Source organism: Methylobacterium indicum, assembly GCF_001043895.1.
In the GTDB taxonomy this organism is placed as follows: Bacteria; Pseudomonadota; Alphaproteobacteria; order Rhizobiales; family Beijerinckiaceae; genus Methylobacterium; species Methylobacterium indicum.
In genome coordinates this window covers 13,213-37,783 of sequence record NZ_JTHF01000139.1, presented here as the reverse complement: position 1 = coordinate 37,783, position 24,571 = coordinate 13,213, and the positions used below count along the sequence as shown (strand labels likewise).

General features: G+C 67.0%; 24 protein-coding genes. 8 read left to right on the top strand and 16 right to left on the bottom strand.

Annotation, left to right across the window (positions count from 1 at the left end; translation table 11 throughout):
- The first annotated feature begins 101 nt into the window (after window positions 1–101).
- Window positions 102–1,025, top strand: a complete 924-nt coding sequence (locus tag QR78_RS17290; protein ID WP_089504216.1) for a HEPN domain-containing protein — start codon at window positions 102–104, stop codon at window positions 1,023–1,025.
- A 202-nt stretch (window positions 1,026–1,227) separates the two neighbouring features.
- Here the strand turns inward: QR78_RS17290 and QR78_RS17285 are convergent, their stop codons facing one another.
- Window positions 1,228–1,533 carry a DUF736 family protein gene (locus QR78_RS17285; protein WP_048428793.1) on the bottom strand — a complete coding sequence of 102 codons (306 nt, stop codon included), beginning with the start codon at window positions 1,531–1,533 and terminating at the stop codon, window positions 1,228–1,230.
- Between the two features lie 573 nt (window positions 1,534–2,106).
- On the opposite strand from QR78_RS17285, the gene QR78_RS34220 reads away from it, so the two are divergent.
- Genes QR78_RS34220 through QR78_RS17275 form a run of 3 tightly spaced genes read left to right on the top strand, consistent with a single transcriptional unit; the run spans window position 2,107 to window position 3,213 of the window.
- Window positions 2,107–2,547: a hypothetical protein gene (locus QR78_RS34220; RefSeq protein WP_125901176.1), complete on the top strand. Its 441-nt coding sequence runs from the start codon at window positions 2,107–2,109 to the stop codon at window positions 2,545–2,547.
- 30 nt (window positions 2,548–2,577) lie between these two features.
- Window positions 2,578–2,904: a type II toxin-antitoxin system RelE/ParE family toxin gene (locus tag QR78_RS17280; protein ID WP_048428788.1), complete on the top strand. Its 327-nt coding sequence runs from the start codon at window positions 2,578–2,580 to the stop codon at window positions 2,902–2,904.
- Between the two features lie 9 nt (window positions 2,905–2,913).
- Complete coding sequence (locus tag QR78_RS17275) at window positions 2,914–3,213, top strand: helix-turn-helix domain-containing protein (RefSeq protein ID WP_048428787.1); 300 nt, start codon at window positions 2,914–2,916, stop codon at window positions 3,211–3,213.
- 803 nt (window positions 3,214–4,016) lie between these two features.
- Here the strand turns inward: QR78_RS17275 and QR78_RS17270 are convergent.
- The 3 genes from QR78_RS17270 to QR78_RS35535 form a co-directional block, all read right to left on the bottom strand.
- Window positions 4,017–5,270 (bottom strand): type II toxin-antitoxin system HipA family toxin, encoded by a 1,254-nt coding sequence (locus QR78_RS17270; protein WP_048428786.1) that lies wholly within the window; start codon window positions 5,268–5,270, stop codon window positions 4,017–4,019.
- A complete protein-coding gene (locus QR78_RS17265) occupies window positions 5,254–5,574 on the bottom strand; it encodes a helix-turn-helix transcriptional regulator (RefSeq protein WP_048428792.1) in 321 nt (106 codons plus the stop codon). Before QR78_RS17265 ends, QR78_RS17270 begins: the two co-directional genes overlap by 17 nt.
- Window positions 5,575–6,257: 683 nt before the next feature.
- Complete coding sequence (locus QR78_RS35535) at window positions 6,258–6,428, bottom strand: hypothetical protein (RefSeq protein ID WP_167349674.1); 171 nt, start codon at window positions 6,426–6,428, stop codon at window positions 6,258–6,260.
- A gap of 390 nt (window positions 6,429–6,818) precedes the next feature.
- On the opposite strand from QR78_RS35535, the gene QR78_RS17260 reads away from it, so the two are divergent.
- Window positions 6,819–7,166 (top strand): hypothetical protein, encoded by a 348-nt coding sequence (locus tag QR78_RS17260; RefSeq protein ID WP_048428785.1) that lies wholly within the window; start codon window positions 6,819–6,821, stop codon window positions 7,164–7,166.
- Window positions 7,167–7,477: 311 nt separating this feature from the next.
- Window positions 7,478–8,344 carry a DUF6538 domain-containing protein gene (locus QR78_RS17255; protein ID WP_125901173.1) on the top strand — a complete coding sequence of 289 codons (867 nt, stop codon included), beginning with the start codon at window positions 7,478–7,480 and terminating at the stop codon, window positions 8,342–8,344.
- A gap of 507 nt (window positions 8,345–8,851) precedes the next feature.
- Here the strand turns inward: QR78_RS17255 and QR78_RS17250 are convergent.
- The 4 genes from QR78_RS17250 to QR78_RS17240 form a co-directional block, all read right to left on the bottom strand.
- Window positions 8,852–9,253, bottom strand: coding sequence for a type II toxin-antitoxin system VapC family toxin (locus QR78_RS17250; RefSeq protein WP_048428783.1), 402 nt, complete (start codon window positions 9,251–9,253; stop codon window positions 8,852–8,854).
- Between the two features lie 3 nt (window positions 9,254–9,256).
- Entirely contained in the window at window positions 9,257–9,499 is a 243-nt protein-coding gene (locus tag QR78_RS17245) for a type II toxin-antitoxin system VapB family antitoxin (protein WP_048428791.1), read from the bottom strand.
- Between the two features lie 137 nt (window positions 9,500–9,636).
- Window positions 9,637–9,807 (bottom strand): hypothetical protein, encoded by a 171-nt coding sequence (locus QR78_RS35530; protein WP_167349673.1) that lies wholly within the window; start codon window positions 9,805–9,807, stop codon window positions 9,637–9,639.
- Window positions 9,808–10,728: 921 nt separating this feature from the next.
- Complete coding sequence (locus tag QR78_RS17240; RefSeq protein ID WP_048428782.1) at window positions 10,729–11,649, bottom strand: LysR substrate-binding domain-containing protein; 921 nt, start codon at window positions 11,647–11,649, stop codon at window positions 10,729–10,731.
- A gap of 196 nt (window positions 11,650–11,845) precedes the next feature.
- On the opposite strand from QR78_RS17240, the gene QR78_RS17235 reads away from it, so the two are divergent.
- Entirely contained in the window at window positions 11,846–13,054 is a 1,209-nt protein-coding gene (locus QR78_RS17235; protein WP_048428781.1) for an acyl-CoA dehydrogenase, read from the top strand.
- Between the two features lie 11 nt (window positions 13,055–13,065).
- Entirely contained in the window at window positions 13,066–14,250 is a 1,185-nt protein-coding gene (locus QR78_RS17230) for a CaiB/BaiF CoA transferase family protein (protein ID WP_048428780.1), read from the top strand.
- Window positions 14,251–14,325: 75 nt separating this feature from the next.
- Here the strand turns inward: QR78_RS17230 and QR78_RS17225 are convergent, their stop codons facing one another.
- The 8 genes from QR78_RS17225 to QR78_RS17190 form a co-directional block, all read right to left on the bottom strand.
- Window positions 14,326–16,062 (bottom strand): IS1182 family transposase, encoded by a 1,737-nt coding sequence (locus tag QR78_RS17225; RefSeq protein WP_244276492.1) that lies wholly within the window; start codon window positions 16,060–16,062, stop codon window positions 14,326–14,328.
- A gap of 298 nt (window positions 16,063–16,360) precedes the next feature.
- Window positions 16,361–17,797 carry an aldehyde dehydrogenase family protein gene (locus QR78_RS17220; protein WP_048428779.1) on the bottom strand — a complete coding sequence of 479 codons (1,437 nt, stop codon included), beginning with the start codon at window positions 17,795–17,797 and terminating at the stop codon, window positions 16,361–16,363.
- A gap of 4 nt (window positions 17,798–17,801) precedes the next feature.
- Window positions 17,802–19,115 (bottom strand): 4-aminobutyrate--2-oxoglutarate transaminase, encoded by a 1,314-nt coding sequence (gene gabT, locus QR78_RS17215; protein ID WP_048428778.1) that lies wholly within the window; start codon window positions 19,113–19,115, stop codon window positions 17,802–17,804.
- A gap of 308 nt (window positions 19,116–19,423) precedes the next feature.
- Window positions 19,424–19,996, bottom strand: coding sequence for a cupin domain-containing protein (locus tag QR78_RS17210; protein ID WP_048428777.1), 573 nt, complete (start codon window positions 19,994–19,996; stop codon window positions 19,424–19,426).
- 269 nt (window positions 19,997–20,265) lie between these two features.
- Window positions 20,266–21,771, bottom strand: coding sequence for an aldehyde dehydrogenase (locus QR78_RS17205; protein ID WP_048428776.1), 1,506 nt, complete (start codon window positions 21,769–21,771; stop codon window positions 20,266–20,268).
- A gap of 24 nt (window positions 21,772–21,795) precedes the next feature.
- Entirely contained in the window at window positions 21,796–22,533 is a 738-nt protein-coding gene (locus tag QR78_RS17200; RefSeq protein ID WP_244276491.1) for an ABC transporter permease, read from the bottom strand.
- Between the two features lie 53 nt (window positions 22,534–22,586).
- Window positions 22,587–23,459: an ABC transporter permease gene (locus QR78_RS17195; protein WP_048428774.1), complete on the bottom strand. Its 873-nt coding sequence runs from the start codon at window positions 23,457–23,459 to the stop codon at window positions 22,587–22,589.
- Window positions 23,456–24,565 carry an ABC transporter ATP-binding protein gene (locus QR78_RS17190; protein ID WP_053220963.1) on the bottom strand — a complete coding sequence of 370 codons (1,110 nt, stop codon included), beginning with the start codon at window positions 24,563–24,565 and terminating at the stop codon, window positions 23,456–23,458. The genes QR78_RS17195 and QR78_RS17190 overlap by 4 nt, the downstream gene beginning before the upstream one ends.
- Window positions 24,566–24,571 lie beyond the last annotated feature (6 nt).

Here is a 24,571-nt window from a genome sequence, read left to right as displayed (position 1 = left end):
TTTCACACCGGCGGCTACAGCACCAACCTGCCGATGGCACTGGGGTGCAGCGGACCCGATCCCTGAGGTAGGAGAGGGCTGCCTTGAACGATCAGATCGCGATGGACACCGAACGGCTCGCCCACCTGCCCGACCGCAAGCGCCGCGAGCTGCAGCACGCGGTGCGGATCCTGTTCGAGGAGTTCGAGGACGCGCAGAAGACCAAGCTGTCGGACAAGGCCCGGCGCGGCCGCATCCTCAAGCTCGTCCTCTTTGGTTCCTATGCGCGCGGTGATTGGGTGGAGGATCGCGGCAGCGGCTACCTGTCGGATTACGACCTGCTGGTGGTCGTCAACGACGCTCGCTTCGCCGAGCCGTACGAGGCGTGGGAGAAGGCTGAGGAGCGCCTGCTGCAGGAGCTGAGCCTGGGCGGTCGTCTGGCGACGCCGGTGAACGTGATCGTTCACACGTATCAGGACGTGAACGACCAACTGGCGCAGGGCCGTCCGTTCTTCGTCGACATCGCCCGGGATGGCATCGTGCTGCACGAGGCACCGGGCTTTCCGTTCGCAGCCCCGAAGCCGCTCACGGAGGAGGAGCGCCACACTGAAGCCGCTCGACACCTTGAGCAGTGGCTACCGGTCGCCAGTCACGCTCTCAAGCTCGCGCGCGACAGCATCACCGACCATGTGCCACGCAATGCCGCGTTCCTCCTGCATCAGGCCAGCGAATGGCTGTACCATTGCGTCTTGCTCGTCCTGACACTCTACAGCCCGAAGCTCCACCGCCTGACCCGCCTGCGCTCACAGGCCGAGAGCGTCGATGCCCGGCTGATCCCGGTCTGGCCGCGTGACACGAAGTTCGCCCGGCGGTGCTTCGCCCTCCTCAACCGCGCCTATGTCGATGCGCGGTACTCGCCGCACTACAAGATCACCCCCGAGGAGCTGGCCTGGCTCGTCGAGCGGGTAACCGCTTTGCAGGAAAGCGTCGCGGCGATCTGCAACGAGCGGCTCGCCGATTCCAATCAAGAAGTGCCGGACGACTAGGACACAGCGTCCAGCAAGTCGCGTGGTCCCGCCAGCGGCAGCCCGCGCGGATCAGCCGACGACCTCTCTGTTTCGAGCTCACTCAGCGAAACGGACACGCGGCCGCACACTATCACCGGCCCTGCCGCCGGCCAGACAACGGCCGCGCGAACCGGCCCCGCGGCGACGTCACCGCGAGGCCGGACCAGCGTCACCGACCGCTTCAGCGCGACCAAAGCAGCCGGAACCGCTCCTGTCCGACCGGGTCTGCGACCAGGCTCGCCTGGATCGCACAAGGGAAGGTCACGTCGTCGAGGATCAGCCGGACGAACCAGCCCAGCCGCTGATGCGGCGTGTGCCAGCCGAACCCGAACTCGGCCTCGCTCGCTGTGACCACGCGGTAGTCCGGCCCGGTGGGCCGGCGCCCGGGGTCGAGGCGGATCTCGACCGGGAGCAGCAGCGTGGCCGTGCGGACGGTGCCGGTGAAGCTGCCGTCCGAGCCGCGCAGGAATGTGCCGATGAGCGCCATGATGGTGGTCCCGAGGGAGCGACCGCGCCCGTCGCGGCCGATGGCGCGCGGACCGGCGCGAGGCAGAGTCCGATGCACGGGAGCCGATCGGCGCCGCCGGAGCGCCAGCGGAGGACCCCGTGAGGGGTTGCGGCGAGGCGCTGCCCTTGCGCCAGTCCCCCCGCCTACGGCCGCAGGGGCGGTCGGGCCCGGTGCCGAACAGCAGACCGAGGATCGAAACAAGACGACCGGATCGCCGGTCAGGCCGCCCAGTGGGTCTCGAGACCGGACACCCTCGCGCTGTCCGCCTCATCGACGAGAGCGGCGAAAGCGTGCTCTCACGCCGTCAGGCCGCCTCTGGCAGCGCAGCCGTCACCGGGAGGTCCAGGGCTCCACCGGCCGCCACGCTCGTCCCGCGGCCCCTTGCGAATCCCAGCCGGGCCGGCGTCCTCGCCGTCCAGGTTGAGGTCGACTCCGTAGTCGCCACGGTGGACGATTTGCTGGTCACGCGCGTGGCCCTCGCCACACTGGGCAAGGACTGGACAGGCCGCCGCAAGTTCCCGAAGGGACAAGTTCCGCAAGGAAGCGGCCTCGATGAATGCGCTCGACCTGATCACCGACCATCCGGTCCTGACGGTGAAGCGCCCGGCCGGCCCGCTTAACCTGATTGTCGCGCAGGCGAACCGAGCGGTGGACCAACTCGTCGAGGCCGACACCCTCTCCGAGCGCAAGGTCTACGCCCGCCATCGCATCTTCGCCGCGACGGAGGTGCTCACAATTGTGAACAGGACCTTCGGACATCCTCTCGCAATAAATCAGCTTGTGAATCGGGTGGAGCGGAAACCGCGCAGGGCCGCCGAGGGGGGAGGGGCGCAGGTCCGACAGCGCCTCGTTCTGGTGATAGTGGGATTTGTTCGCCCATCCGGTTCCGACGGCCATGACCATGCGCCCTCGACATGTGGCGGCCCAAGAGCGGCCGGTGTGCCGAACGACGCCATGGCGGGGCAACGCCCAATCTCACATCTACGCCATTGACGTATATGCGCCATTGGCGTAAAAGAACGCATGCCTGGCGACCTGCAGACCGTCATCGAGAGCGAGGTCTACCTTCGCACGGCCGAGAGGCTGATGACCGAGGCGGAGCGGGCCGCCGTCGTCGATGTCTTCGCAGCCAACCCGCAGGTCGGAGACGTGATCCCGGGAACTGGCGGCCTGCGCAAGGTGCGGGTTCCTTTGGCCGGCCGCGGCAAGCGGGGCGGAACTCGAGTCATCTCGTGCTTCGTCGGCCGGCGCGACGTCTACCTGCTCCTCGATTATGCGAAGGACGAGCAGGCCAACCCAACCCCAGAGCAGGCGCGAATCCTGGCCCGACTGGTCGAAACCCTGTCCTGAGGAGGCACGATGGACGACGCGATGTTCAAAGACCTGACCCGCAGCCTGGAGCAGGCCGCAGCGCACGCCCGCGGCGAGACCGTGCCGGGCCTGCATGTCCATGTTCCCCGCGAGGTCGACGTTGCGGCGATCCGCAAGGCGACCGGTCTCTCTCAGGACGTGTTCGCCCGTCGAATCGGTGTCGCCGTCGGCACCCTGCGGAACTGGGAGCAGGGCCGGCGCAAGCCCGAGGGGCCGGCGCGCGTGCTGCTGGCGCTCCTGGAGCGCAACCCGCGCCTCGTGGAGGAGACCCTGGGGGCGCAGGGGTGATGGTGTCGGCGATCGGCTGCGATCCCGGCGCCCGTGCATCGCGAGGGGCAGCCCCGCCGCAGCGTTGCTCGCGCTGGAGGTCCGGTCGCGCCTGTGCATGATCGGTACCGCGAACGGCTCGGTCGAGACGTATGGTGAGAGCGGTTGCAGCCCTGCGATCGATTCAGCTCGCGCTGCCGGCGCGGGCCGATCCTGCCGCGGGTGATTTCTCGGCTCCATGCCCGCCGACCACGGCAGCAGGACGTTGGCACCGGAATGCGCCCGACGGTCCATGCGGTTGTTCGGCATCCCGACCGCCGCGGGGCCCGGCAGGGTACTCGACAGCTGCACCCCCGGAATCCGACCCGCGTCGAGCTCGCCGATGATCGTGTCGGTGATCCGCTGGTAGAGTTCGACCCGCTGGGCCGGCACGGTCTCGGTGCAGGCGGCGGGCCGCGAGAAGGGGAGGGCGCCGCGCAATCGGCTTGGCTACCGCGACGGGTGCCGGAACCTCTCTCCGGCCTGACCTCTTGTCATTCCCTGCCGCGCCCATCTCCCTGTCGCGCAGTTGCTGCGGGCTTCGTTGGACGCCGTCCATGCACAGGACGTCCGGGGCCGGGGGGCCAGTCCCGGGCTGGCGGCACGACGGCTCAGGGATGCCCGTCGCCCGAAGTCTGGGCCGCCCCGGCGGCGCGTTCCAGGCTGACGTCTTTGCCCATCCTCACACCCTCCGGCGTCGGCAGGTCCGGGTACCCGCGGCGGTCGCAGGGCAAAGGGCTGCATCTCCCGCGGGAGCGGGACGCATGCGAAGCGCTGCTCGCGGATCAAGGTTTGAAGCCGATGCTCTTCGGGAAGGCGTCCCGCAGATAGTCCCGGTCGGCCTTGACCACTTTCCGCGCCTCCATGAACTCCGGCAGGCGCGACGCTGCCGCATGAACCCTGTCCCGGATCGCCCCGGCATCCGCGACCCCGATCTTGAGCGGCACGTGGGCGCGGAAGGCCTCCTCGACGTCCCAGGCTGGTCCGATGCCGTTCGCCGGCGCGCAGACATGCCGCCGCATGCCGGGGTGCGGCACGACATCGAAGACGGGCGAAAACTCCCAGCGTCCGCAGCGATCCAGGAAGCCGTGGTTGCGCAGGTGGTCGTCCGTGTTGTGGAGGAAGGCGTTGAGGAGCAGGCGCTCGAACGCCTGCTCGGCTGCGTCCCGGACGCCGATGCGCCGGGCAGCCTCGGCGATGTCGCTGTAGGTGCGTTGCGTCCCGTAGCCGGTCGACGGCTGATTCAGCAGCGTGGCGGCGCTGAGATAGCCGAAGGGGCGCCCGCCGGTACCGGATGCGCGGTCGAAACGCTCGACGAGCAGCGCCGCCCGCCCGCCGACCTCGACGATCAGCCTGTCCGGGACCGGAAGGCCTGCCACTTCGGCAACGTCGAGGCAGGCGGCTTCGACCCGCGGATCGTCGAACCGGTCCATCGTCGTCGGGAACTTGGCGATCCACTGCCGGCCGGCATGCCGGATCCGGGCCTTCGGCCGTGCGCCCCCGACGTCGCCGCTCTTGCGGAAGAGCAGCGCGAGATGGTGCTTTGCCCCCTCGCCCGCGTCGACCGACGAAGCCGCTGCCATCAGGGCATCCAGATCGTCGCTCACGCCGGGCAGCGCGACCAGAGGCTCCTCGTCCGGCACCCAGGATTGCGGCCCCGACTCGGGCGACGGCCCAAATGCGAGATCGCCCGTTCGGTCCATCCCGCCGAGGGCGAGATATTCCGGCATCGAGAGGACGGTGCGCGGGAATGCGCGCTGGAGCACCTGCTTGCCCCACCCGTCGGGGCCGGCGTCGTGGAACGCCAGCGGGAGCTCCTCGGGACTGCCCGGAAAGGACCTGCGCACCAGCGGCAGGCCCAGGGGATCGATCGCCCTGGCGCCGTCGAGCGCGAGGTAGCTCCGGGCATAGCCGAAGCGGCCGATGCGCTTCTCGCCCGCTCCCTCGAAGGTGAGCTCGCCCGCAGGGACATAGCCGTCGCCTTGCCAGCGGAAGACGACGAGCCGGTCGAGCCGGCCCGCCCTAGAAGTCCGCCACACCGGCCCTGCTCCTCGCGCGCTTCCTGCCGGTCGCGATCTCCATGTCCTCACCGATGGGATCGGCGGCAAGGAGATCGCCGAGGCGCTCGGTATAGCCGAGCACCGTGAGAGCCTTGAGCAGCGTCGAGATCGTGACTCCCGGGCGCCCCTTCTCGAGACTGACGACGGTCATGCGGCGTACGCCCATGCGCTCGGCGAACTCGGCCTGCGTGAGGTTTCTGCGCAGTCGAGCGAGGCGCACGCGGTCGCCGAGGAGCCTGAGGCCTTCGATCTCGTCGCCAGAGAGGATTGCCTTGGTTTGCATGAACGCTAGACCGATCACAAAGCGGTACAATGTAGACCATAGCGATCATTTGCAAGCGCTCGCTGGCCCTGCCGCCACACGCCGCGCATCCGGAGCGGCAGCGTCGATCCGCGCGGCCTGCGGCCCGGCCGTTGCCTGTTCCAAGGTGGCAATCGGCGATGTCAGGAACTCAACATTCTGCAGAGAAATCGGCATCCGCCGTTGCGGCGGTCCCGGGCGCCCCGGATAGAACCGCCCAGCACCGCAGCCTCTGGGCGCCGCCCGGCCTCCGGTGCGCGGATGGTCCCCGGCGACCTTGCGAAAGCCGTCCCTGACATGGATCGCTCTGTGAACACTCGCCCGTCGATCGGGCCGGGGGACGCGACCGGTAGGTTCCCCGGCTTGCAGCGTTGAGACCGGTGCCCCCTCCTTCTCCGATCCTGTCCCTGACGCGCGGCCGTCGAGCGCTCGGCTGATCCGGCTTGTTGGGGCCACGGTGATGAGGCTGGCTTTGGTTGGGAGGCGAAGGCCGCGTAGCTGTCAGCGCGGCCTGCGGATCGGACGGGCAGCCGGCGGGCGCGCTCGGCTACTCGCGGAGCGGAGTTGAGAGATGTCCCGCGAAGGAAAAAGGCGCGCGCGGGGCCAAGCGCGCGAGGCTTGGATGGCAGGCGGGGCAGGCCGCGCGCTGTCCCCGAAGCCGAGGCTCAGCCCGCGAAGGGGTCGAACTCGGTGACGATGTGGGCCGGATCGCCCTCGAACTCGTCGGAGGTGACGACGCCATAGCCGGCATCGGAACGGAAGACCGTGACCGGGACCATCAGCGAGAGCGCGAGGCTGTGGGCGTAGCGGTTCGCGAGGGTGAGATCGGTCGCCATCGGGGTTCTGCTCCTGACGGAGCGGGGGCGATCCCCGCTCGACAGCGCCCCAGGAGGCCGGGAGCGGCCGCGATCACCGCGGGAGGCGAAGCCGGGAGCGGCCGCCCGCTTCGCGGAGCGGACCCCTTGAGGGTTGATCGTGGAAGGCCGCGACGGCCTATCGGGGTTGCGGCGAGAGAGCGGGGTCGTCCGCCCCCGGCCGGGCGGGTCACCGACAGAGGATCGATATCGTTCGGTGAGGAGTGCGGGCCGATGGATCAGGGAGCCGCAGTGGGACACCGGCGGGGTGTGCGGATCAGGCGCTGATCGATGCAGTGAGCGCCAAAGTGAGGTTAGGGCGCGCAACGGGGCAGGCGGGTTGCCCCGATCACGGGAATCGAGGATGCCACGATGACCCGCAAGCGTCCCGGCCGGGTCGCTGTCGTCGTAGACATGCTCCGCGCCGAGGTCGCGAGCGCCGACCAACTCAGGGTGCAGTTGCTCCGGACAAATGCGCGGGCCCATCTCCGGAACGCGCTGGTCTATGCGGAACGGTCCGACGAACTGGACATGGCAGCTGATGATGCATGGCGGGCCGTGCTAGCCTTCGTGGAGGGGCAACGAATAGCACCTGCATGGCTATCGGTTGGCCCCGGAGCTCGCCGCGCCGCCCTCTCGGCTAAAGCGAAGTCCGCCTCACAGGCCTTCAGGCAGCTGCCGGAGGGCTGCTTGGCCTTCTATCGTGCCGAGGCTTTGTGACCAAGCCGACTTACCCGGCCACGGTGCCATGAAGGGCAGCAGCGACTTCGGGATATTGCGCCGGGGGTCGCAGTGCCGTGGCAGCCCTTGATGCGGCAACTCAACCATGCCATCGGTTTGTAGGACCAGCGGCACGCAAGGCACTGATTGAACAAGGGTTTCAGCCGTATCAATCGTTAAGCTCGCATGGCGCGCCCTACGGGATTCGGCCGCCCTGCCGGGAAATCTTGGGCTAGAGTCGGAAATTCGTTGCAGAATCGTCGACCGTGAGTAGCGTTTCTTGGTGCCGACAATTCGACGGCCTGTTGCCGTTGTCGATCATCGAGGGCCCGCGATCAAGCATGCCACGGTACGCCTTGGTCCCGTTCACCCGGCAAGCGGTCAAGGGTGGCGTCTTCAGGTTCCGACTTCAGCTTCCCGACGACGTCGTTGTTCGCCTCGAAGCTCTCGACGTTCCCAGCGTGAAGCGCACCGTGACGTTCAGTTTGAAGACCCGAGATCCGCTCGCAGCGCGTAGCCGAGCCCTGCGGGCCGCCGCCGATCTCGGCGACCTGATACGAGAAGTTCGAGGCGGGGCATCGTTCTCGGCGTGGATCTTCGATCCCAGCCCGTACCAGCGTGATACGATCGTCCGCCCGAGCGCCGGGCCCGAGCGGGTGGTCGCAGCGCAGCCCGCCGCTGACGACGCTGAGCGCAAGACGCCGGCCCGCAACGCGGCCATGACGCTGCGCCGGGCCTACGAGGAGGTCTACCTGCCTCGTCGGAGCGAGCGCAAAGGCGCTCTACCTCGACGGCGTTCCCGGCTCGACATCGAGAAGGCGATCAGCCGCTTCGAAGTTCAGATCGGCGACAAGGCGATCACCGCCATTACCCGCCAGGACGGTGAGCGCTTCGCGCGCGGCCTACGCGTCGGCTCGGTCGCTACACTTAAGAAGGCACTCGGTGCCTTCGCAACTATCTGCAACGCGGCGGTTGCCGCCGGCATCATCCCGTCGAACCCGTTCCGCGGCTTAGGGCCAGATCGCGCAACGGTCAGCGCGGCCCGGCGCAGCTACCTGCGCTTCGACCTCGATCAACTCGCCCAGGTGTTCGCTCGAACCGAACGCGAGAGCGGGGCCGTGCTTTGGTTGCCCCGCCTGCTGCTGCTCACCGGCGCACGTTTAGAAGAGATGGTGTAGATCAGCGCCGAAGTGGGACCCCACCAGCATACGAACCTATCATATTGAATTTGCAACCGAATATGGTTTCTACGCGGGGTCCCGATCGGCGCCGATTGGGACCCCGCCCTAACGGCCTTTTTCATCATAGCTTCAGGGCCTTATTCGCAATCCATCCCAGGGCCCCACTTCTGTGCTGATCTACACCTTGGCAGGCCGCAGCGCAGCGGAGGACGGAAGGGGACGGGTTTGTTGGTCCGCGAGGAGCCGCCTTAGGCGGCGGGGAAGAAACCCGGATCCCGCCGTTGCGGTGGTCCCGGGCGCCCCGGATAGACACGCCCATTCAAGAGGCCCACGGGCGCGGCCTTGTGCCGGTACGCAAGGAGACCCCTGGCCACTTGGTTTCGCCGTCCTGCGAAGGACGCTCCGCGAGGTCCACCTGCAGGCCGGCTCTCGGGACCGTGTGGCCCGGAGGAGGAGTCGGCCCCCGACGCGCCCACTCCACGCTTGTCGGTCGGCGGCATGCCGCTACAGGGCGGTCTTCAGATCGGTGTGGGTGAAGTCTCGGCCCTTGAACAGGATGGGAGCCCGGTAAGACGCGGCGCAGGCGTAGGACAGGCAGTCGGCGAAGTTGAGTTGTGCCGGATGGCCCCGGCCCTTGCCGTAGGTCTCGAAGGCTTGCACGGCCCGGCGGGCGATGGCGTCGCTGATCGATACCACCGTGATCCCGGCCGTGGTCAGGAAAGCGTCGTACAGGTCCTGCGCGACCGGGACCGGAAGGCCGAGGATGCGTGCGACGTTGATCGTCGCCTCGAGACGGACATGCGCCCCGGTCTCCCGGCGCTTGGCGGACTCGATGCAGGCAAGGAAGGAGGCCGCCTCGGGCTCATCGGCCAGGATGGCGACGACGGCGGAGGTGTCGATGAACACCCCTCAGCGCGTCCACAGCGCGTCGCGCTCGGCGTCACTCAGTGGGGCAGCCGGTAGCCGATCTGCCTTCGCCAGAGCCTCGGCCCGGATCGCGGCGACGCGATCCATCAAAGGCATGGCCTCGTCGGCACGCTTGATCTCACGCTGCAAGGCGAGTTTGATGGCGGCGGTGAGATTAGGGGCGCCGCAGCGCTTCATCACCGCCTCGGCCAGGGTGCGAACCTCCTCGTCCCGGATGCTGAGCATGATGTCTGTCTCCATCCATATAGACAGTGCATATACGCACTGACAGGCGCCGTCCATACAAAGATGGCCGGGCTGGCTGCCTGTCATCGTGAGGAATGATCGGGGCAGGCCGGTACCGACCGGCCTCTGGACGAGGCTCACTCCTCGTAGGGGTCGAATGCGGTGATGACGCTGGCGGGATCGCCCTCGAACTCATCGGAGGTGACGACGCCGTACCCGGCCTCGGAGCGGAACACCGTGACCGGGACCATCAGGGAGGCCGCGAGGCTGTGGGCGTAGCGGTTCGCAAGTGTGAGATCGTTCGCCATTGGGGTCTTGCTCCTGCTGGGCGGGGGCGATCCCCGCTCGACAGCGGCCCCAAGAGGCCGGGAGCGGCCGCGATCACCGCGAAGGCGAAGCCGAAGCGGCCGCCCGCTTGCGGAGCGGACCCCTTGCGGGTTGATCGTACAAGGCCGTTACGGCCTATCGGGGTGGCTTACGTGAGAGCGGGATCGTCCCCCGCCGGTCGAGCCTCACATTGGATTGATATCAATATCATAGCGACATCATACCCATAGGCTGGTCTTCCTGGCTCCGCCGCGGTCCGCCACACCGTGGCCTGGGGTCGTATGCTGCTAGAGGGACCGGTCGATCCGCCCCTGCGACACGGCGAACAGAGAGCCGATCGCGGACCAGTGTCAACGACAGGCCGAGATCCTCGTGGAGGAAGCGGGCCGGGATCACCTCCTCGTGGCCCTCCCAGACGATCCGCCCGCCCTTCCAGATCGTGACGTAGCCGCCGCCCTTCGCATCGGCGCCGGAGGGGCCTCCGAGAAATTCCGGCAGCCGAATTCGCCGACCGTGGCTGAGAAGGAGGACCTGGGGTTGTTACCGACCAGAACGCGGTCACAAGCACCGGTCGGTCGCCGGACCCGGCGACGCGACAGGCCGATGCGGATCGCCTCGTAGGCGCTCATCCTCCTGCATGGCCATGCTCGGAAAGTCCCGGCACTCGTCTCGCTCTAGATCCAGAGCGGATTTTTATTACAGGATACGGCCGGAAGAGGGGGATTCGTCGTTCACCAGGACACAGGTTGCGTTGCAACCGGTCCCTGCTTCCATTCCGATCATGAATGCAGCCTCGTAACCCGGGCGAAACGCTTCATTTTGCGATAAGGCAAAAAATCCAATCCGGTATGCCGGCTCGTTTGCCTCGGCGTTCGGATCAAGATCGCTGCCACGATTGTGGATTACCCGGCCCTTTCTGCGGTCTCGGGAGCTTCGTCTTGTGACGCCTCGATCCAGTCGCGGAACAGGGCAAGGGCCGGGCTGGCGCGGCTGCGGGCCGGGTAGATCAGCGCGTAACGCGAGCGGCCCGGGAGTTCGCGCGTCGAGACGCAGCAGAGCCGCCCTTCGGCGAGATCGCTCGAAGCCAGGATCTTCGGCACCAGCGCGACGCCCAGCCCGCAGCGCGCGGCGGCGAGGACCATCCCGAAATGCTCGAAGCGCGCTCCGCGCAGGATGGTGATGGGGTCGAGCCCGGCATCGCGAAACCATTCGAGCCACAGGTCGGGTCGGGTCGATTGCTGCAGGAGCGGCATCCGGGCGATCGCCGTATCGCTCAAGGGCAGCCCGCCATCCGGCAACAGCGACGGTGCCGCGACCGCGACCAGCGTCTCCTCTCGCAACGGAACGACGTCGGTCCCCGGCCCCGCCAGCTCGGTCCGCTGGATCGCCGCGTCGAAGGGCTCGCGCTCGAAATCGACCGGGTCGAGGCGGGCGGCGAGATCGATCGAGAGGCCAGGCGAGCAGCGATGGAAGTCGGCCAGGCGCGGGATCAGCCAGCTCGTGCCGAAGGTCGGCAGGACGGCGAGGCGCAAGACCTGCACCTTGTCGCCGAAGGCCATCACCATCAGCGCGGCGGCGTTGAGGTCGGCCAGGATGCGCGCGGTGTCCCGCAGCATGGCGCGCCCGGCATCCGAGATCACCAGCCGCTTGCGGACGCGCTGGAACAGCGCGACGCCGAGCCGCGCTTCGAGCGAGGCGAGCGACCGGCTCACGGCGCTCTGCGTCAGGCCGAGCTGGCGTGCGGCCTCCGTCACCGACCCGCATTCCGCGCAGGTGCCGAAGGCTTGCAGCTCGGACAAGGTCGGCGTGAACGATCGTTTCATGGCGAGTGCGCTCCACCCGGATTCATCGCCCGGCGGCCCCCGGTGGACAAGCCCGTCGCACCGCCAAGTTCATTCCCTTTTCTCATGTTTTCGCCAGCCGAACTCATTGGAATCCGGGCGACGGAGCGCTTATCCGGCTCGCATTCTCGTGCTTCCGCGCGGCGCTTGACGCAGGATCATCTCGGAGAAGGCCATCATGCCGTTGACGCTCAAGGACGCTCCCGATCTCGGCCGCTTCTCCTGGGAGGACCCGTTCCGACTCGACGACCAGCTGAGCCCCGAGGAGATCATGCTGCGCGACGGGGCACGCGCCTTCGCGCGGGAGACGCTCGCGCCGCGCGTCGTCGAGGCGTATCGGGAGGAGAAGACCGACCCCGCCATCTTCCGCGAGATGGGCGAGATGGGCCTGCTCGGCGTCACCATCCCGGAAGAGTACGGCGGCATCGGCGCCTCCTACGTGGCGTATGGCCTGGTCGCGCGCGAGGTCGAGCGGGTCGATTCCGGCTACCGGTCGATGATGAGCGTGCAATCCTCGCTGGTGATGTACCCGATCTACGCCTACGGCTCGGAGGAGCAGCGCCGAAAATACCTGCCGAAACTCGCCAGCGGCGAATGGATCGGGTGCTTCGGCCTGACCGAGCCTGATGCCGGCTCCGACCCGGCCGGCATGCGCACGACGGCCCGCAAGACAGAGGGAGGCTACGTTCTCAACGGGACCAAGACCTGGATCTCCAACGCGCCGATCGCCGACGTGTTCGTGGTCTGGGCGAAGTCCGAGGCACATGGCGGCAAGATCCGCGGCTTCGTGCTGGAGAAGGGCACGAAGGGCCTGTCCGCGCCGAAGATCGGCGGCAAGCTCTCGCTGCGCACCTCGATCACCGGCGAGATCGTGCTCTCCGACGTCGAAGTGTCCGAAGGTGCGCTCCTGCCGAATGTCGAGGGCCTGAAAGGGCCCTTCGGCTGCCTCAACCGGGCGCGCTACGGCATTGCATGGGGCGTGATGGGCGCGGCCGAGTTCTGCTTCCATGCCGCGCGCCAATACGGGCTCGATCGCAAGCAGTTCGGCCGGCCGCTGGCGCAGACGCAGCTGTTCCAGCTCCGCCTCGCCGACATGCTGACCGAGATCTCCCTCGGCCTCCAGGCGAGCCTGCAGGTCGGACGCCTGCTAGATCGAGCAGCCGCCGCGCCGGAGATGATCTCGATCGTCAAGCGCAACAATTGCGGTAAGGCGCTGGAGATCGCCCGCAGGTCCCGCGACATGCACGGCGGCAACGGCATCTCGGAAGAGTTCCAGGTGATCCGGCACATGGTCAACCTCGAAACGGTCAACACCTACGAGGGCACGCACGATGTCCATGCGCTGATCCTCGGCCGGGCCGTCACCGGCCTCCAGGCCTTCTTCTGAGGCCGGACGCGATGACCGGCGACTCCTCCCGCGTCGGCGCGGCACCGCTGGCCGGTCTCAAGGTCGTGGAACTCGCGCGCATCCTGGCCGGTCCCTGGATCGGCCAGACGCTCGCCGATCTCGGCGCCGAGGTGGTCAAGGTCGAGGCGCCCGGCGGCGACGACACCCGCCGCTGGGGGCCGCCCTTCGTCGAGCGCACGTTGCCCGACGGCACGCTCGACCGCACGGCCGCCTATTTCCATGCCGCCAACCGCGGCAAGCGCTCGATCACCTGCAATTTCGAACGGGCGGCCGACCTCGCGATCCTCCTCGACCTGATGCGCGAGGCCGACGTCCTGATCGAGAACTTCAAGGTCGGGGGCCTGAAAAAATACGGCCTCGACTATGAGACGCTGTCTTCGCTCAACCCGCGCCTCGTCTACGGCTCGGTCACCGGCTTCGGGCAGGACGGGCCGTGCGCGCCGCTGCCCGGGTACGATTTCCTGATCCAGGGCCTGTGCGGGATCATGGATCTCACAGGCGACCCGCAGGGCGAGCCGCAGAAGATCGGCGTCGCGTGGATCGACATCCTGACCGGGCTCTACGGCACAATCGGGATCCAGGCCGCGCTCGCCGAGCGCGAGCGGTCCGGCCGGGGGCAGCATGTCGACCTCTCGCTGCTGGATTGCGGCGTCGCCGCCCTCGCCAACCAGGCGATGAACTATCTGGCGGGCGGTGCGGCGCCGACCCGCATGGGCAACGCCCATCCGAACATCGTCCCCTATCAGGTCTTCCCGGTCGCGGACGGCCACGTCATCGTCGCCTGCGGCAACGACCGGCAATTCGCCGGCTTCGCCGCCCTCCTCGGCCTTGGCGACCTCGCCGCCGATCCGCGCTACGCGACCAACCCGGCCCGCGTCGAGAACCGCGACAGGCTATGCGCGCTCCTCGCCGAGCGCACGTCCGGGATGGCGCGCGATGCCCTGATCGCGGCGATGCAACGCGGCGGCGTGCCGGGCGGGCCGATCAACGACGTCGTCGGCGCAATCGCCCATCCTCAGATCCGGCATCGCGGCCTGTGCATCGCGCCGGAGGGAGTGCCGGGCCTGCGCACGCCGATCCGTTTCTCGCGCAGCGCCCTTCGAACCGAGCGCGCCTCGCCCGCGCTCGGGGAGGCCGACGCGGTGCAGGCCGGACTTTTGCGCCCGTCAATCTAACAGGATCACGAAGGATAGCGTGCAATGATGATCTGGGATTGCCCCGGATCGGATACTGCTGGCGAATGCCGCGGCTCAGGCAGCTTGACTGATGAGGCGAGGGAAGGGTGATCGCCGGGTCGACGCGACGGTCTCACCCGCCAGCCAGTCGATGATCCGGCCGATGTTGAGGGCGGCGGCGGTCAGGACGTGCTGGAGGTGGACCTTGGCCAGCCCGAGGTAGCGAGCCCGCCGCAGATGCATGGTGGGCACGCCCAGCGATAGTGTCCCTTCGATGCCCGCCCGCCAGCGGTACTGCTCGGCGAAGGTCTCATCGGCTTCTCGCGCCCGCGCGGCCTTTAGCGCCGCATGTTCCTCGCGCCGACGCGGCGTGAGCAACCGGCGCGGGGAGCGCGTACAGTTCTCCTTGAGCGCGCAGGGCTTGCAGTCCGCACTGGAGAAGCGGATGCGCATCACCGTGCGACCCACGTTGTGATCGGGGCTCCAATTCGTCGTGGTGTGACCGGCCGGACAGGTGGCGCTCTTCCGATCCCAGTCGATCTGGAAGTCCTGAAGCCGGAAGGCTCCCGACTGACGCGACTGCCACTGCGTATCCTGCGGGCTCGGCCCGAGCAGCGTCACGGCGTGATCGCGTGTACTGGCCAGCAACAGGTCCGCATCGACGTAGCCGGCATCGACCAAGTGCGTGTCCGGGAGACGATCGTGGGCTGCCAGGTCGGCATGGATCGACCCGAGTGCGTCGCGGTCGGCGACCGGGGCCAGCGTGGTCGCCACGTGAGTGATCAGGCGCGGGCGATCCGCATCACAGGTCTCGGTGAGGTGGACCTTGTAGCCGATCCCCGTCGTCGATCGCTTCCTGGCATAGTGAGTCTGTGGATCGTACGGCGAGGCGATCATCAGCAGTGAGGGTGGAATGCCCTCCGAGGACGTTCGCCAAACAACTCGCGTGGTCTGCGGCTTCGTATGATCCACGTCGTCTTTCGCGCCGGTCTCGTCGTCGACCGGGACAATCTGGAAGTTCTGCAGCCAGACCCGGCTGAGCAGGATCACGGCGGGGATCTCGCGCAGCCAGGCCGGGGCGTCGGGCGAGAACACGGCTGCCAGGAGCGTGTGTCCGTCGCGGCCGATCGGCTCGGCATGAGCCCGACGGGCCGCCTCGCCTTGCGGGACGTACAGATCGTCGATGGGCTTGGCGTAACGCTCGTTCCAGCTCCCCTCGGCATGGACACGAAGCCAATCGGGAGCCGCAACGGCGAGCCCATTGAGGGTGGCGCGCAAGGTCTCGGTGACGCAGCCGAGGCGGTTGAGGCTGCGCACCGCCCCCAGGACATGCGTGCTGTCGGTGCGCTGACGGCCTCGCGCGACCAGAAGCTGGCGCTCGCGACACAGGGCCAGGAGAGTGTCGAGCAGGAGCGTCTCGGCGTGGCCGGCCACGAGGCGGGAGCGGAACTCGCTCAGCACCGAGGCGTCGAAGCCCGGGTCGGTGAGGTCGAGGCCCAGGAGATACTTCCAGTCGATGCGGCCACGCGCCGCCTCGGCCGCGCGGCGATCCGAGAGGTTCTCGGCGAACTGCAGCACGGTAACGAGAGCCAGCCGACAGGGCGCCTCGGCTGGGCGGCCACGGCAGGAGAACAACGCCGTGAACTGCGCGTCGGTGAACACGGTGCCGAGTTCATCCCTCAGCCGCATGTAGGGATTGCCCCGCGGGAACGCGGCCCGCGCCACGACGGCGGTTTGGCTGGGAACCTCGGCGGGCGAGCGTGGAGCAGCGACATGACGAGCCTCCAAGAACGTCGGATTGCGTTGCCACATCAACGAGCTACCCACACAGAAGGATTCACCAGCAGTATCAGAAACGGGGCAATCCCAGGGTAGGTATCAAATCTGTGAGAGCCAATCAAATAGGCTCTCAGGATGAGGTCGCGGGTCGGAGTGAACAGTGTCTCGCGGCGCTGTCCTCGCAAGTCAAACAGGCTCTGGGCGCGGGACGGGCGGGTCGAGCGTGCGATCATGCTGCCGGCGGCCGCGTGCAGCACCACGCGGATCGCCAGAGCTTCGGCACGAGACCGATGCCGACCGTTGCCTCCATCGCCCCACGATGGGTCCACCCTCACCCCGCATGGGTGTAGGCCGTCTTGACTGTCGTATAGAACTCAGCCGCGTAGCGCCCTTGCTCTCGGCTGCCGTAGGACGACGATTTCCGGCCGCCGAACGGCACGTGAAAATCGACGCCCGCGGTCGGCAGGTTGACCATCACCATCCCGGCTTGCACGTTGCGCTTGAAGTGCGACGCGTATTTGAGGCTCGTGGTCGCAATGCCCGCCGATAGCCCGAAGCGTGTGTCGTTCGCCGTGGCGATCGCTTCATCGTAGTCGCGCACCCTGATGACGGCAGCCACGGGGCCGAAGATCTCCTCCTGACAGATCGTCATGGCGTTGGTCGCCTCGGTGAAGAGTGCGGGCTGCAGATAGAAGCCCGGCGTCTCCCGATCGAGCCGGTGACCGCCGTGAGCGAGCCTCGCGCCCTCCTGCTGCCCGAGCTCGACATAGCGGATGTCCTGCCCAAGCTGCGCCTCGTCGACGACCGGCCCGATCTGCGTGCTGTCCTCGAGGGCGTGGCCGATCGCAAGGCCGGCCATGCGGTCCTGCACGGCCGCGACGAAGCGGTCGTGAATCCCGTCCGTCACAATGAGGCGGGAGGCGGCCGTGCATCGCTGGCCCGCCGAGAAGAACGCCGAGTTGACCGCCGCCTCCACGGCGACCGGCAGGTCGGCGTCGTCCAGGACCACGAACGGGTTCTTGCCGCCCATTTCGAGCTGGTACTTCCGTTGGAACGGAGCCGAGGCGGCGGCGACCCGCGCTCCGACGCGGGTCGAGCCGGTAAAGGAGATGCCGGCCAGATCGGGGCTGTCGAGCAAGGCCTGGCCGACATCCGCTCCCCGACCCATGATGAGGTTGAGGACCCCGTCCGGCAACCCGGACTGCCTCAGGATGTCCACGAGCGCCCATGCTGAGCCGGGCACGAGCTCGGCGGGCTTGAAAACCACGCAGTTGCCGTAGGCGAGCGCCGGCGCGATCTTCCACGCCGGGATGGCGATCGGGAAGTTCCAGGGCGTGATGACGCCGACGACGCCGATCGGCTCGCGCGTGACCTCGACGCTCGCACCCGGCCGAACCGACGGGAGGCACTCGCCCCCCGGTCGCAGGCATTCCCCGGCGAAGAAATCGAAGATCTGGGCCGCGCGGACGACTTCGCCGACGCCCTCCGCAAGGGGCTTGCCCTCCTCCCGCGACAGGAGGCGACCGAGCTCCTCCTTGCGCGCGGCGATGAGGTCGGAGGCGCGCCTGAGGATCGCGTGACGCTCCATGAGCACGCTCTGCGACCATTTCGGGAAGGCGACCTTGGCCGCAGCGACGGCCTGCCGCGCATCCTCGGCGGAGCCATGAACGTAGAGGCCGACGACGTCCCGCGTGTCGGAGGGATTGATGTTGGGGACGCCCTCCGACCCGACCCATTCGCCGTCGATGAGGTTGCGATGGACGGTCATGGGCTCACGCCTTCGCCCGGTGAGCCGCCGGCACCGTGGCGAAGGCCGCCTCGATCGACGCCTCGAGGATCCGCAGCGCCTCGTCCAGGACCGGCTCCTCGATGGTCAGCGGCGGAAGCAGGCGGATGACGTTGTAGCGGACGCCGCAGGACAGCACGATGAGGCCGCGCTGCTCGGCCTCGGCGACGATCTGGGACGTCAGCTGAGGTGCGGCGTCACGGCCTGGCGTGGCTTCGACGAGCTCGAACCCGATCATCGCACCGTTGACACGGACATCCCCGAGCCGCTCCAGCCCCTGGCGAGCGGCCAGGTCGTTCAGGAGTGCGCCCACCCGCTCTCCGATCCACGTCGCCCGCGCGCAAAGCCCCTCGGTCTCGATGACGTCAAGCACGGCATTCGCCGCTGCGACCGAGATGGGATTGCCGGCATAGGTTCCACCGAGCCCGCCCGGCAGCGCAGCATTCATGATCGTCGCCTTGCCGACCAGGGCCGAGAGCGGAAAACCGCCGGCGAGCCCCTTGGCGAGCGTGACGAGATCGGGATTCACCCCGGAATGTTCGATCGCCAGCATCGTCCCCGTTCGGGCCATGCCGGCCTGGATCTCGTCGGCGATGAGGACGATCCCGTACCGGTCGGCGCGTTCGCGCAGGCCCTGCAGCAAGGCGGGCGGAGCGGCATTGAAGCCGCCCTCCCCCTGGATCGGCTCGACGATGAAGGCCGCGACACGGTCGGGGTCCACGTCGGAGGCGAGAAGGTGATCCAGCGCGCGCAGGGAGGCCGCGACGTCCACGCCCGAGAAGGCGGCCGGGAACGGCACGTGGAAGATTTCGGCCGGGAACGGCCCGAACCCCTTCTTGTAGGGGGCGACCTTGCCGGTCAGCGCCATGCCCATCATCGTCCGCCCGTGGAACGCGCCGGTGAAGGCGATGACGGCGGACCGCTTCGTATAGGCGCGCGCGATCTTGATCGCGTTCTCCACCGCCTCGGCGCCGGTGGTGACCAGCATCGTGCGGTTGTCCTCGCCCGTGTCGACGATCGCGTTCAATCGTTCGGCCAGCCGGATGTAGCTCTCGTAAGGAGCGACGTGGAAGCAGGTATGCGTGAACTGCAGAGCTTGCTCGGCGACAGCCCGCATGACATGCGGATGGCGATGGCCCGTGTTGTTGACGGCGATGCCGGCGGCGAAGTCGATGAAGCGCCGTCCCTCGACATCCCACAACTCGGCATTCGCTGCCCGCTCGGCAAAGATGGCCTTCGTCGCCACACCCGCTGCAACTGCATTCTGCTGCCTTGCGCGCAGCGCGTGCCCCTGGCCCATGACCGCCCTCTTGGTTTGAACGGCGAACCTCTAGCATCGATCAAAATATTGAGCAATACGCTAAAAATATAAAGCGTGTTAGGTTCCAGGGTATCGAGGATCAAGCGGCGGGATCGGGTCGCCACGGGTCGCCACGGTTCGCTCGGCGGGGGGCCGGCGGAGACGGCGCGGACGATCGGCGGCGGAAGCCGAAGGTTCGTGCTGCCAATGCAGCAGGCCGTCGCCCAATGGCGGTCATTCGGTATCGATGCAAAACCTGGATGACATGCAATCAATAAAGTAATTTTATTCATTTATAGCTGCTGTTGTTACAAATAAGGCGGCGTGCAGGCCGATATTACGACTGCCGTCGCCGACGAGACGTTACGAAAGCGGTGCGGTGTGCGGCTGTCGAAGAGATAGCTCTCGCCGGCGCGCAGGACGCGCACCAGATGGCCGACTGTCACCTCGATCTCACCCTCGATGACAATGCCGCCCTCACTGGACGCATGCTGCAGGAGGACTTCGCCGGTATCGGCCCCTGGTCCATAAACCTCGTGCAGGATCTGGAGATCGTAGGCCTTTGCATCCCCGACCTGGCGCAGGGACAGATAGCCCGGGCTGCGGATCCGGGAGGTCAGGTCGATCAGCCCGTTCGCTTCGAAAAACGGTCCTGCCTGGTACTCGAGACGGTCGTTGTCGAAGAAATCCGACATGCTGACGCCGAGCCCGCCGAGGATCTTTCGGAGCGTCGAGACCGACGGGCTCGACTTGTTCTGTTCAATGATTGAGATTTGAGCGTGGGGAACGCCAGCCTTCTCCGCCAGGCCGCGCTGGGACAGGCCCGCCTGCGCCCGTAGAGCCCGGAGCCGACCGCCCACATCGAAATCGTCGTCCGTCATGCCTCACCCCGCCTGCTCAAAATATCGAGCGGTCCGCATCATGGGCAGGATGCGCCGCCTCCCGACGAAGCAGCTATAGAGGAGGCACCTTTACGACGACAGGAATGGGACAGAGGATGCGAAGCGCGTCTCGCGTAGCACACCCCACACCCGTGAACCGGTCGGCCGGATGGACGGTGCGACCGGCTTCGAGGCCTTGACGGACGGAGGGCTCCGCCTGCCGGTCGGGGCGCTTCCTTCGATCGGGAGCGCCCCGCCGCCCGGTCAGGTCAGTCGATGTTGATCCATACCGACTTCGTCTGGCTGTACTGTCCGAGGGCCTCGAGACACTTGTCTCTCCCGTTCCCCGTCTGCTTGAAGCCACCCCAGATCGATGTCATGTCGCCGTGGTCGAAGCAGTTCACCCAGACCACGCCGGCCTCGACGTCACGGGCGAAGCGGTGGGCCTTGCCGACGTCGCGTGTCCAGATCGATGCCGCCAGCCCGTAGATGGAATCGTTGGCGATTTCGACCGCCTCCTCCAGGCCTGAGATGGGAAGGATCGCCGCGACGGGTCCGAAGATCTCCTCCTTGGCGATCCGCATCGCATTGTTGACTCCGGTGAACAGCGTCGGCTCGACGAAGGCACCGTCGGGAAGGGCATCGAAACGCCCGCCGCCGAAGCGCAGCGACGCCCCTTCGGCCCGCCCGATCTCGATGTAGTCGAGGACACGCTTCTGGTGGGAGGAGGTGACCAGCGGGCCGATCGTCGTCGACGGGTCCAGGGGATCGCCGAGGACGAAAGTCTCCCGGGTCCGGGCGGTAAAACGCTCCACGAAATCGTCGTGGATGCTCCGATCGACGAGGATGCGCGAGCCGGCGTTGCAGACCTCGCCCTGGTTTCCATAGATCCCGTTTACCGCATAGGTGACTGCGGTGTCGAGGTCGTCGTAGTCGGCGAGGACGATCTGCGGGGTCTTGCCGCCGCATTCTGTTGAGATCCGCTTCATGTTGGACTGGCCGGCATAGACCATCAGGAGCTTGCCGACCTCGGTGGAGCCCGTGAAGCCGATCTTGTCGACGTCGTCGTGCAGCGCGAGGGCCTTGCCGACTTCTTCGCCGAGGCCCTGCACGACGTTCAGGACGCCACTCGGACCGCCGGCCGCGATGAAGAGCTCCGCGAGGAGACCGGCCGAGAGCGGCGATTGCTCCGCCGGCTTCAGCACCACCGAGTTGCCGGTCGCCAGCGCCGGACCCAGCTTCCAGGCCGCCATCATCAACGGGTAGTTCCAGGGCACGATGACACCGACCACGCCGAGCGGCTGGCGCAGGATGTAGTGCAAGGCGCCGGCGGTCGTCGAGGTCACCGCCCCCTCGATCTTGTCGATCGTCTCGGAAAAGAACTTCAGCGCGGTGACCGACCCGGGGACATCGATGTTCATCATGTCCATGACCGGCTTGCCCATGTCGAGGCTGTCGAGCACGGCGAAATCCTCGGCATGCTCGGCCACGAGCGCGGAGAACTTCTCGAGGACGGCCATGCGGGCACGCGGGTCCATGCGGGACCAGGCGCCCGACCGGTAAGCCTTGCGGGCGACCTTGACCGCCAAGTCGACTTCCGCGGCACTGCCGCGCGCGACCTCGGCGATCAGCCTGCCCGTCGCCGGATTGATCGAGGCGAAGGTGCGGCCGTCAGCCGACGGCCGGTAGGCGCCGTCAATGAAATGCTGGGTGCGCAGGCTCACCGTCGCCGCCTTGGCATGCCAGAACTCTTTGGTGAAGGGCGTGTCGTTCATGGTTGCTCTCCGCGGAAGCGAAATCTACTTTTGATTTCTGAGGAGTTTGACCGACGCGATCACCAGCAGCAGTGACGCTGCGACGATGATGCTGCCGATGGCGTTGATTTCCGGCGTGATGCCACGCCGAAGGGTCGAGTAGATGTAGATCGGGAGCGTGACATCCCGGCCCGTGAGGAAGTAGGTCACGGGAATCTCGTCGAACGACAGCGTGAAGCACAGGAGCGCCGCGCCCAGGATCGACGGCATGATCTGGGGCAGAGTCACGCGCCGGAAGGTTTCCAGAGGCTTCGCGCCGAGATCGGACGAGGCCTCCAGCATCCGGCTGTTGACCTTCGCGAGCCGTGCCATGACCTGCGACACCACGATCCCGAGCAGGGCCGTCGAATGTCCGATCACGACGGCGGTGAGACTCTGCGGGATGCCGATCTGCTTATAGAAGTTGAGCATCGCGATACCGGTGACGAGGCCCGGCAAGCTGAGCGGCAGCAGGATGACGTTCTGGAACAGCCGCTTGCCGACGAATTCGTAGCGGTCGAGGGCGATCGCCGCCGTGACGCCGACCACGACGCTCACGACCGTCGCGCAGACGGCGACCACGAGGCTGTTCTGCAGCGCCGTTAGCATCTGCCCGTTCGCGACGGCCGCCGCGTACCAGCGCCAGGTGAAGCCGGCGAGCGGGAAGGACGTGACCGCACTGTCGTTGAACGAGAACAGGATCAGAAGCAGGATCGGGACGTAGAGGAAGGCGAGGACCAGCACGCTCGTGCCGACGAGACCATGCTGCCACCAGAGAAGCGATCGCATGGGAGCCCCTATCGAAGGTCAATTTGCCCAGCGCGGTCGAACCGGCTGGAAACCTGGAGGACGACGAGAACGAGGAGGAGGACGAGCGTCGCCAGGGCGGAGCCCAGCGGCCAGTTCAAGGCGGCGCCGAACTGGCTCTGGAGCAGGTTCGCCACCATGGTGCCGTCCGGCCCCCCAACCAGGACGGGCGCCACGAAGTCGCCGAAGGACAGGCAGAAGGTCAGGGTCATGCCGGCCACCAGCCCACCCATCGAGAGCGGCAGGATCACGCGCAGGAAGGTGTGGAACGGACCAACACCCAGGTCCTCGGATGCCTCGACGAGCGATCTCGGAATATTCTTCAGGACCGCGTAGAGCGGCATGATCATGAACGGGATGAAAATATAGACTAGGGTGATGATCATCGCCGTCTGGTTATAGAGAAAAATGGAAAGGGGCTCCTTTATGAGGCCCACCGATATCAGCAGGGAGTTGAGCGCCCCGTTCGTCCCCAGGATGATCTTCCATGTATAGGCGCGGAGCAGGTACGAGACCCACAGAGGAACGATGACGCACATGTAGAGGAGGTTGGAAAGCGCCTCCGACCTGATGGTGAACACCAGCATGTAGGCGACGGGATAGGCGAGGAGGCTCGAGACGACGGTGACGATCGTCGCGATCTTCAGGGTCCGCAGCACGACGGTGGCATATTGCGGATCGAGGACGATCTTGGCGTAGTTTCCCCACTGAAAGTCGGGGACGAACAGGGGGAATTGCCGGGTCCAGAAGCTGACCGAGATCATCACCACGTAAGGAATGATCATGAAGACCAGGATCCAGAGGAACGGACCGGAGAACAGGGCCAGAAAGGCCGGGGCATTGCGCCTTGTGACGAAGCTCATTGCTCCGGCTCCGCGAAACACATCACGTCTTCGGCTCCGACATAAAGCTTGATCGTTTCGCCTGCTTCGGGCGCCCGCCGCGACGAGGCGTTGCGGTGGAGATCGACGAAGAACGGCCGTTCGCTGCGCGCCGGAAACAGCTCCAGACGGAGCCGATCTCCCAGGAAGAGGCTGCCGGCGAGGCGAGCCTGGATCTCGTTGCCGCCCTCGACAGGCGCGAGATGAACATGCTCGGGACGGATGCCCAGCCGGACGCGCGCGCCCTCCCGTAGGCCTGCGCTCGTCTCGCGCCCTCGGCGGGCCTTGCGGAGCAACGAGCCGTCGCCCAACCGGAAGACATCGACGCCGTCCGAGGCGGATTGGAAGGTCGCGTCGAGGAGGTTGGACGCGCCGATGAAATCGGCGATGTAAGCGGATCCCGGATTGTCGTAGAGATCGGTCGGCGCGCCGACCTGCACGATGCGGCCCTGGCTCATGACCACGATGCGATCCGACAACGCCAGGGCCTCGTTCTGGTCGTGGGTGACCATGAGGAACGTGATGCCCAGTTCTCGGTGCAGACGCTTCAGCTCGATCTGCATGGTCTCACGAAGCTTGACGTCGAGCGCCGACAGCGGCTCGTCTAGCAGTAGCACGCGAGGCTGCTTCACGATCGCTCGCGCCATGGCGACGCGTTGGCGCTGCCCCCCGGACAGGGCGCCCGGCAGGCGGGCCCCGTAGGCGGACAATCCGACCAGAGCCAGCGCGTCCCGAACCCGTGACGCACGGTCCTGCTTGGAGACGGCCCCCCCGCGCACGGTCAAGCCGTAGGCCACGTTCTCCTCGACGGTCATGTGCGGGAAGAGCGCGTAGTCCTGAAAGACCGTGTTGACCGGCCGGCGGTAGGGCGGCAGCGCCGTGACGTCTCGTCCTTCGATCGAGATCGTCCCCGCGGTCGCGAACTCGAAGCCGCCGATGAGACGAAGCGTCGTCGTCTTCCCGCAGCCCGAAGGACCGAGCAGTGTGACGAATTCTCCAGCATTCAACTGGAGGTTGGTGTCGTGCAGAGCCGTGAACGGTCCGAACGCTTTCGTTACGCCGGCGAGCGACACGATGGGTTGCGACATCTCATG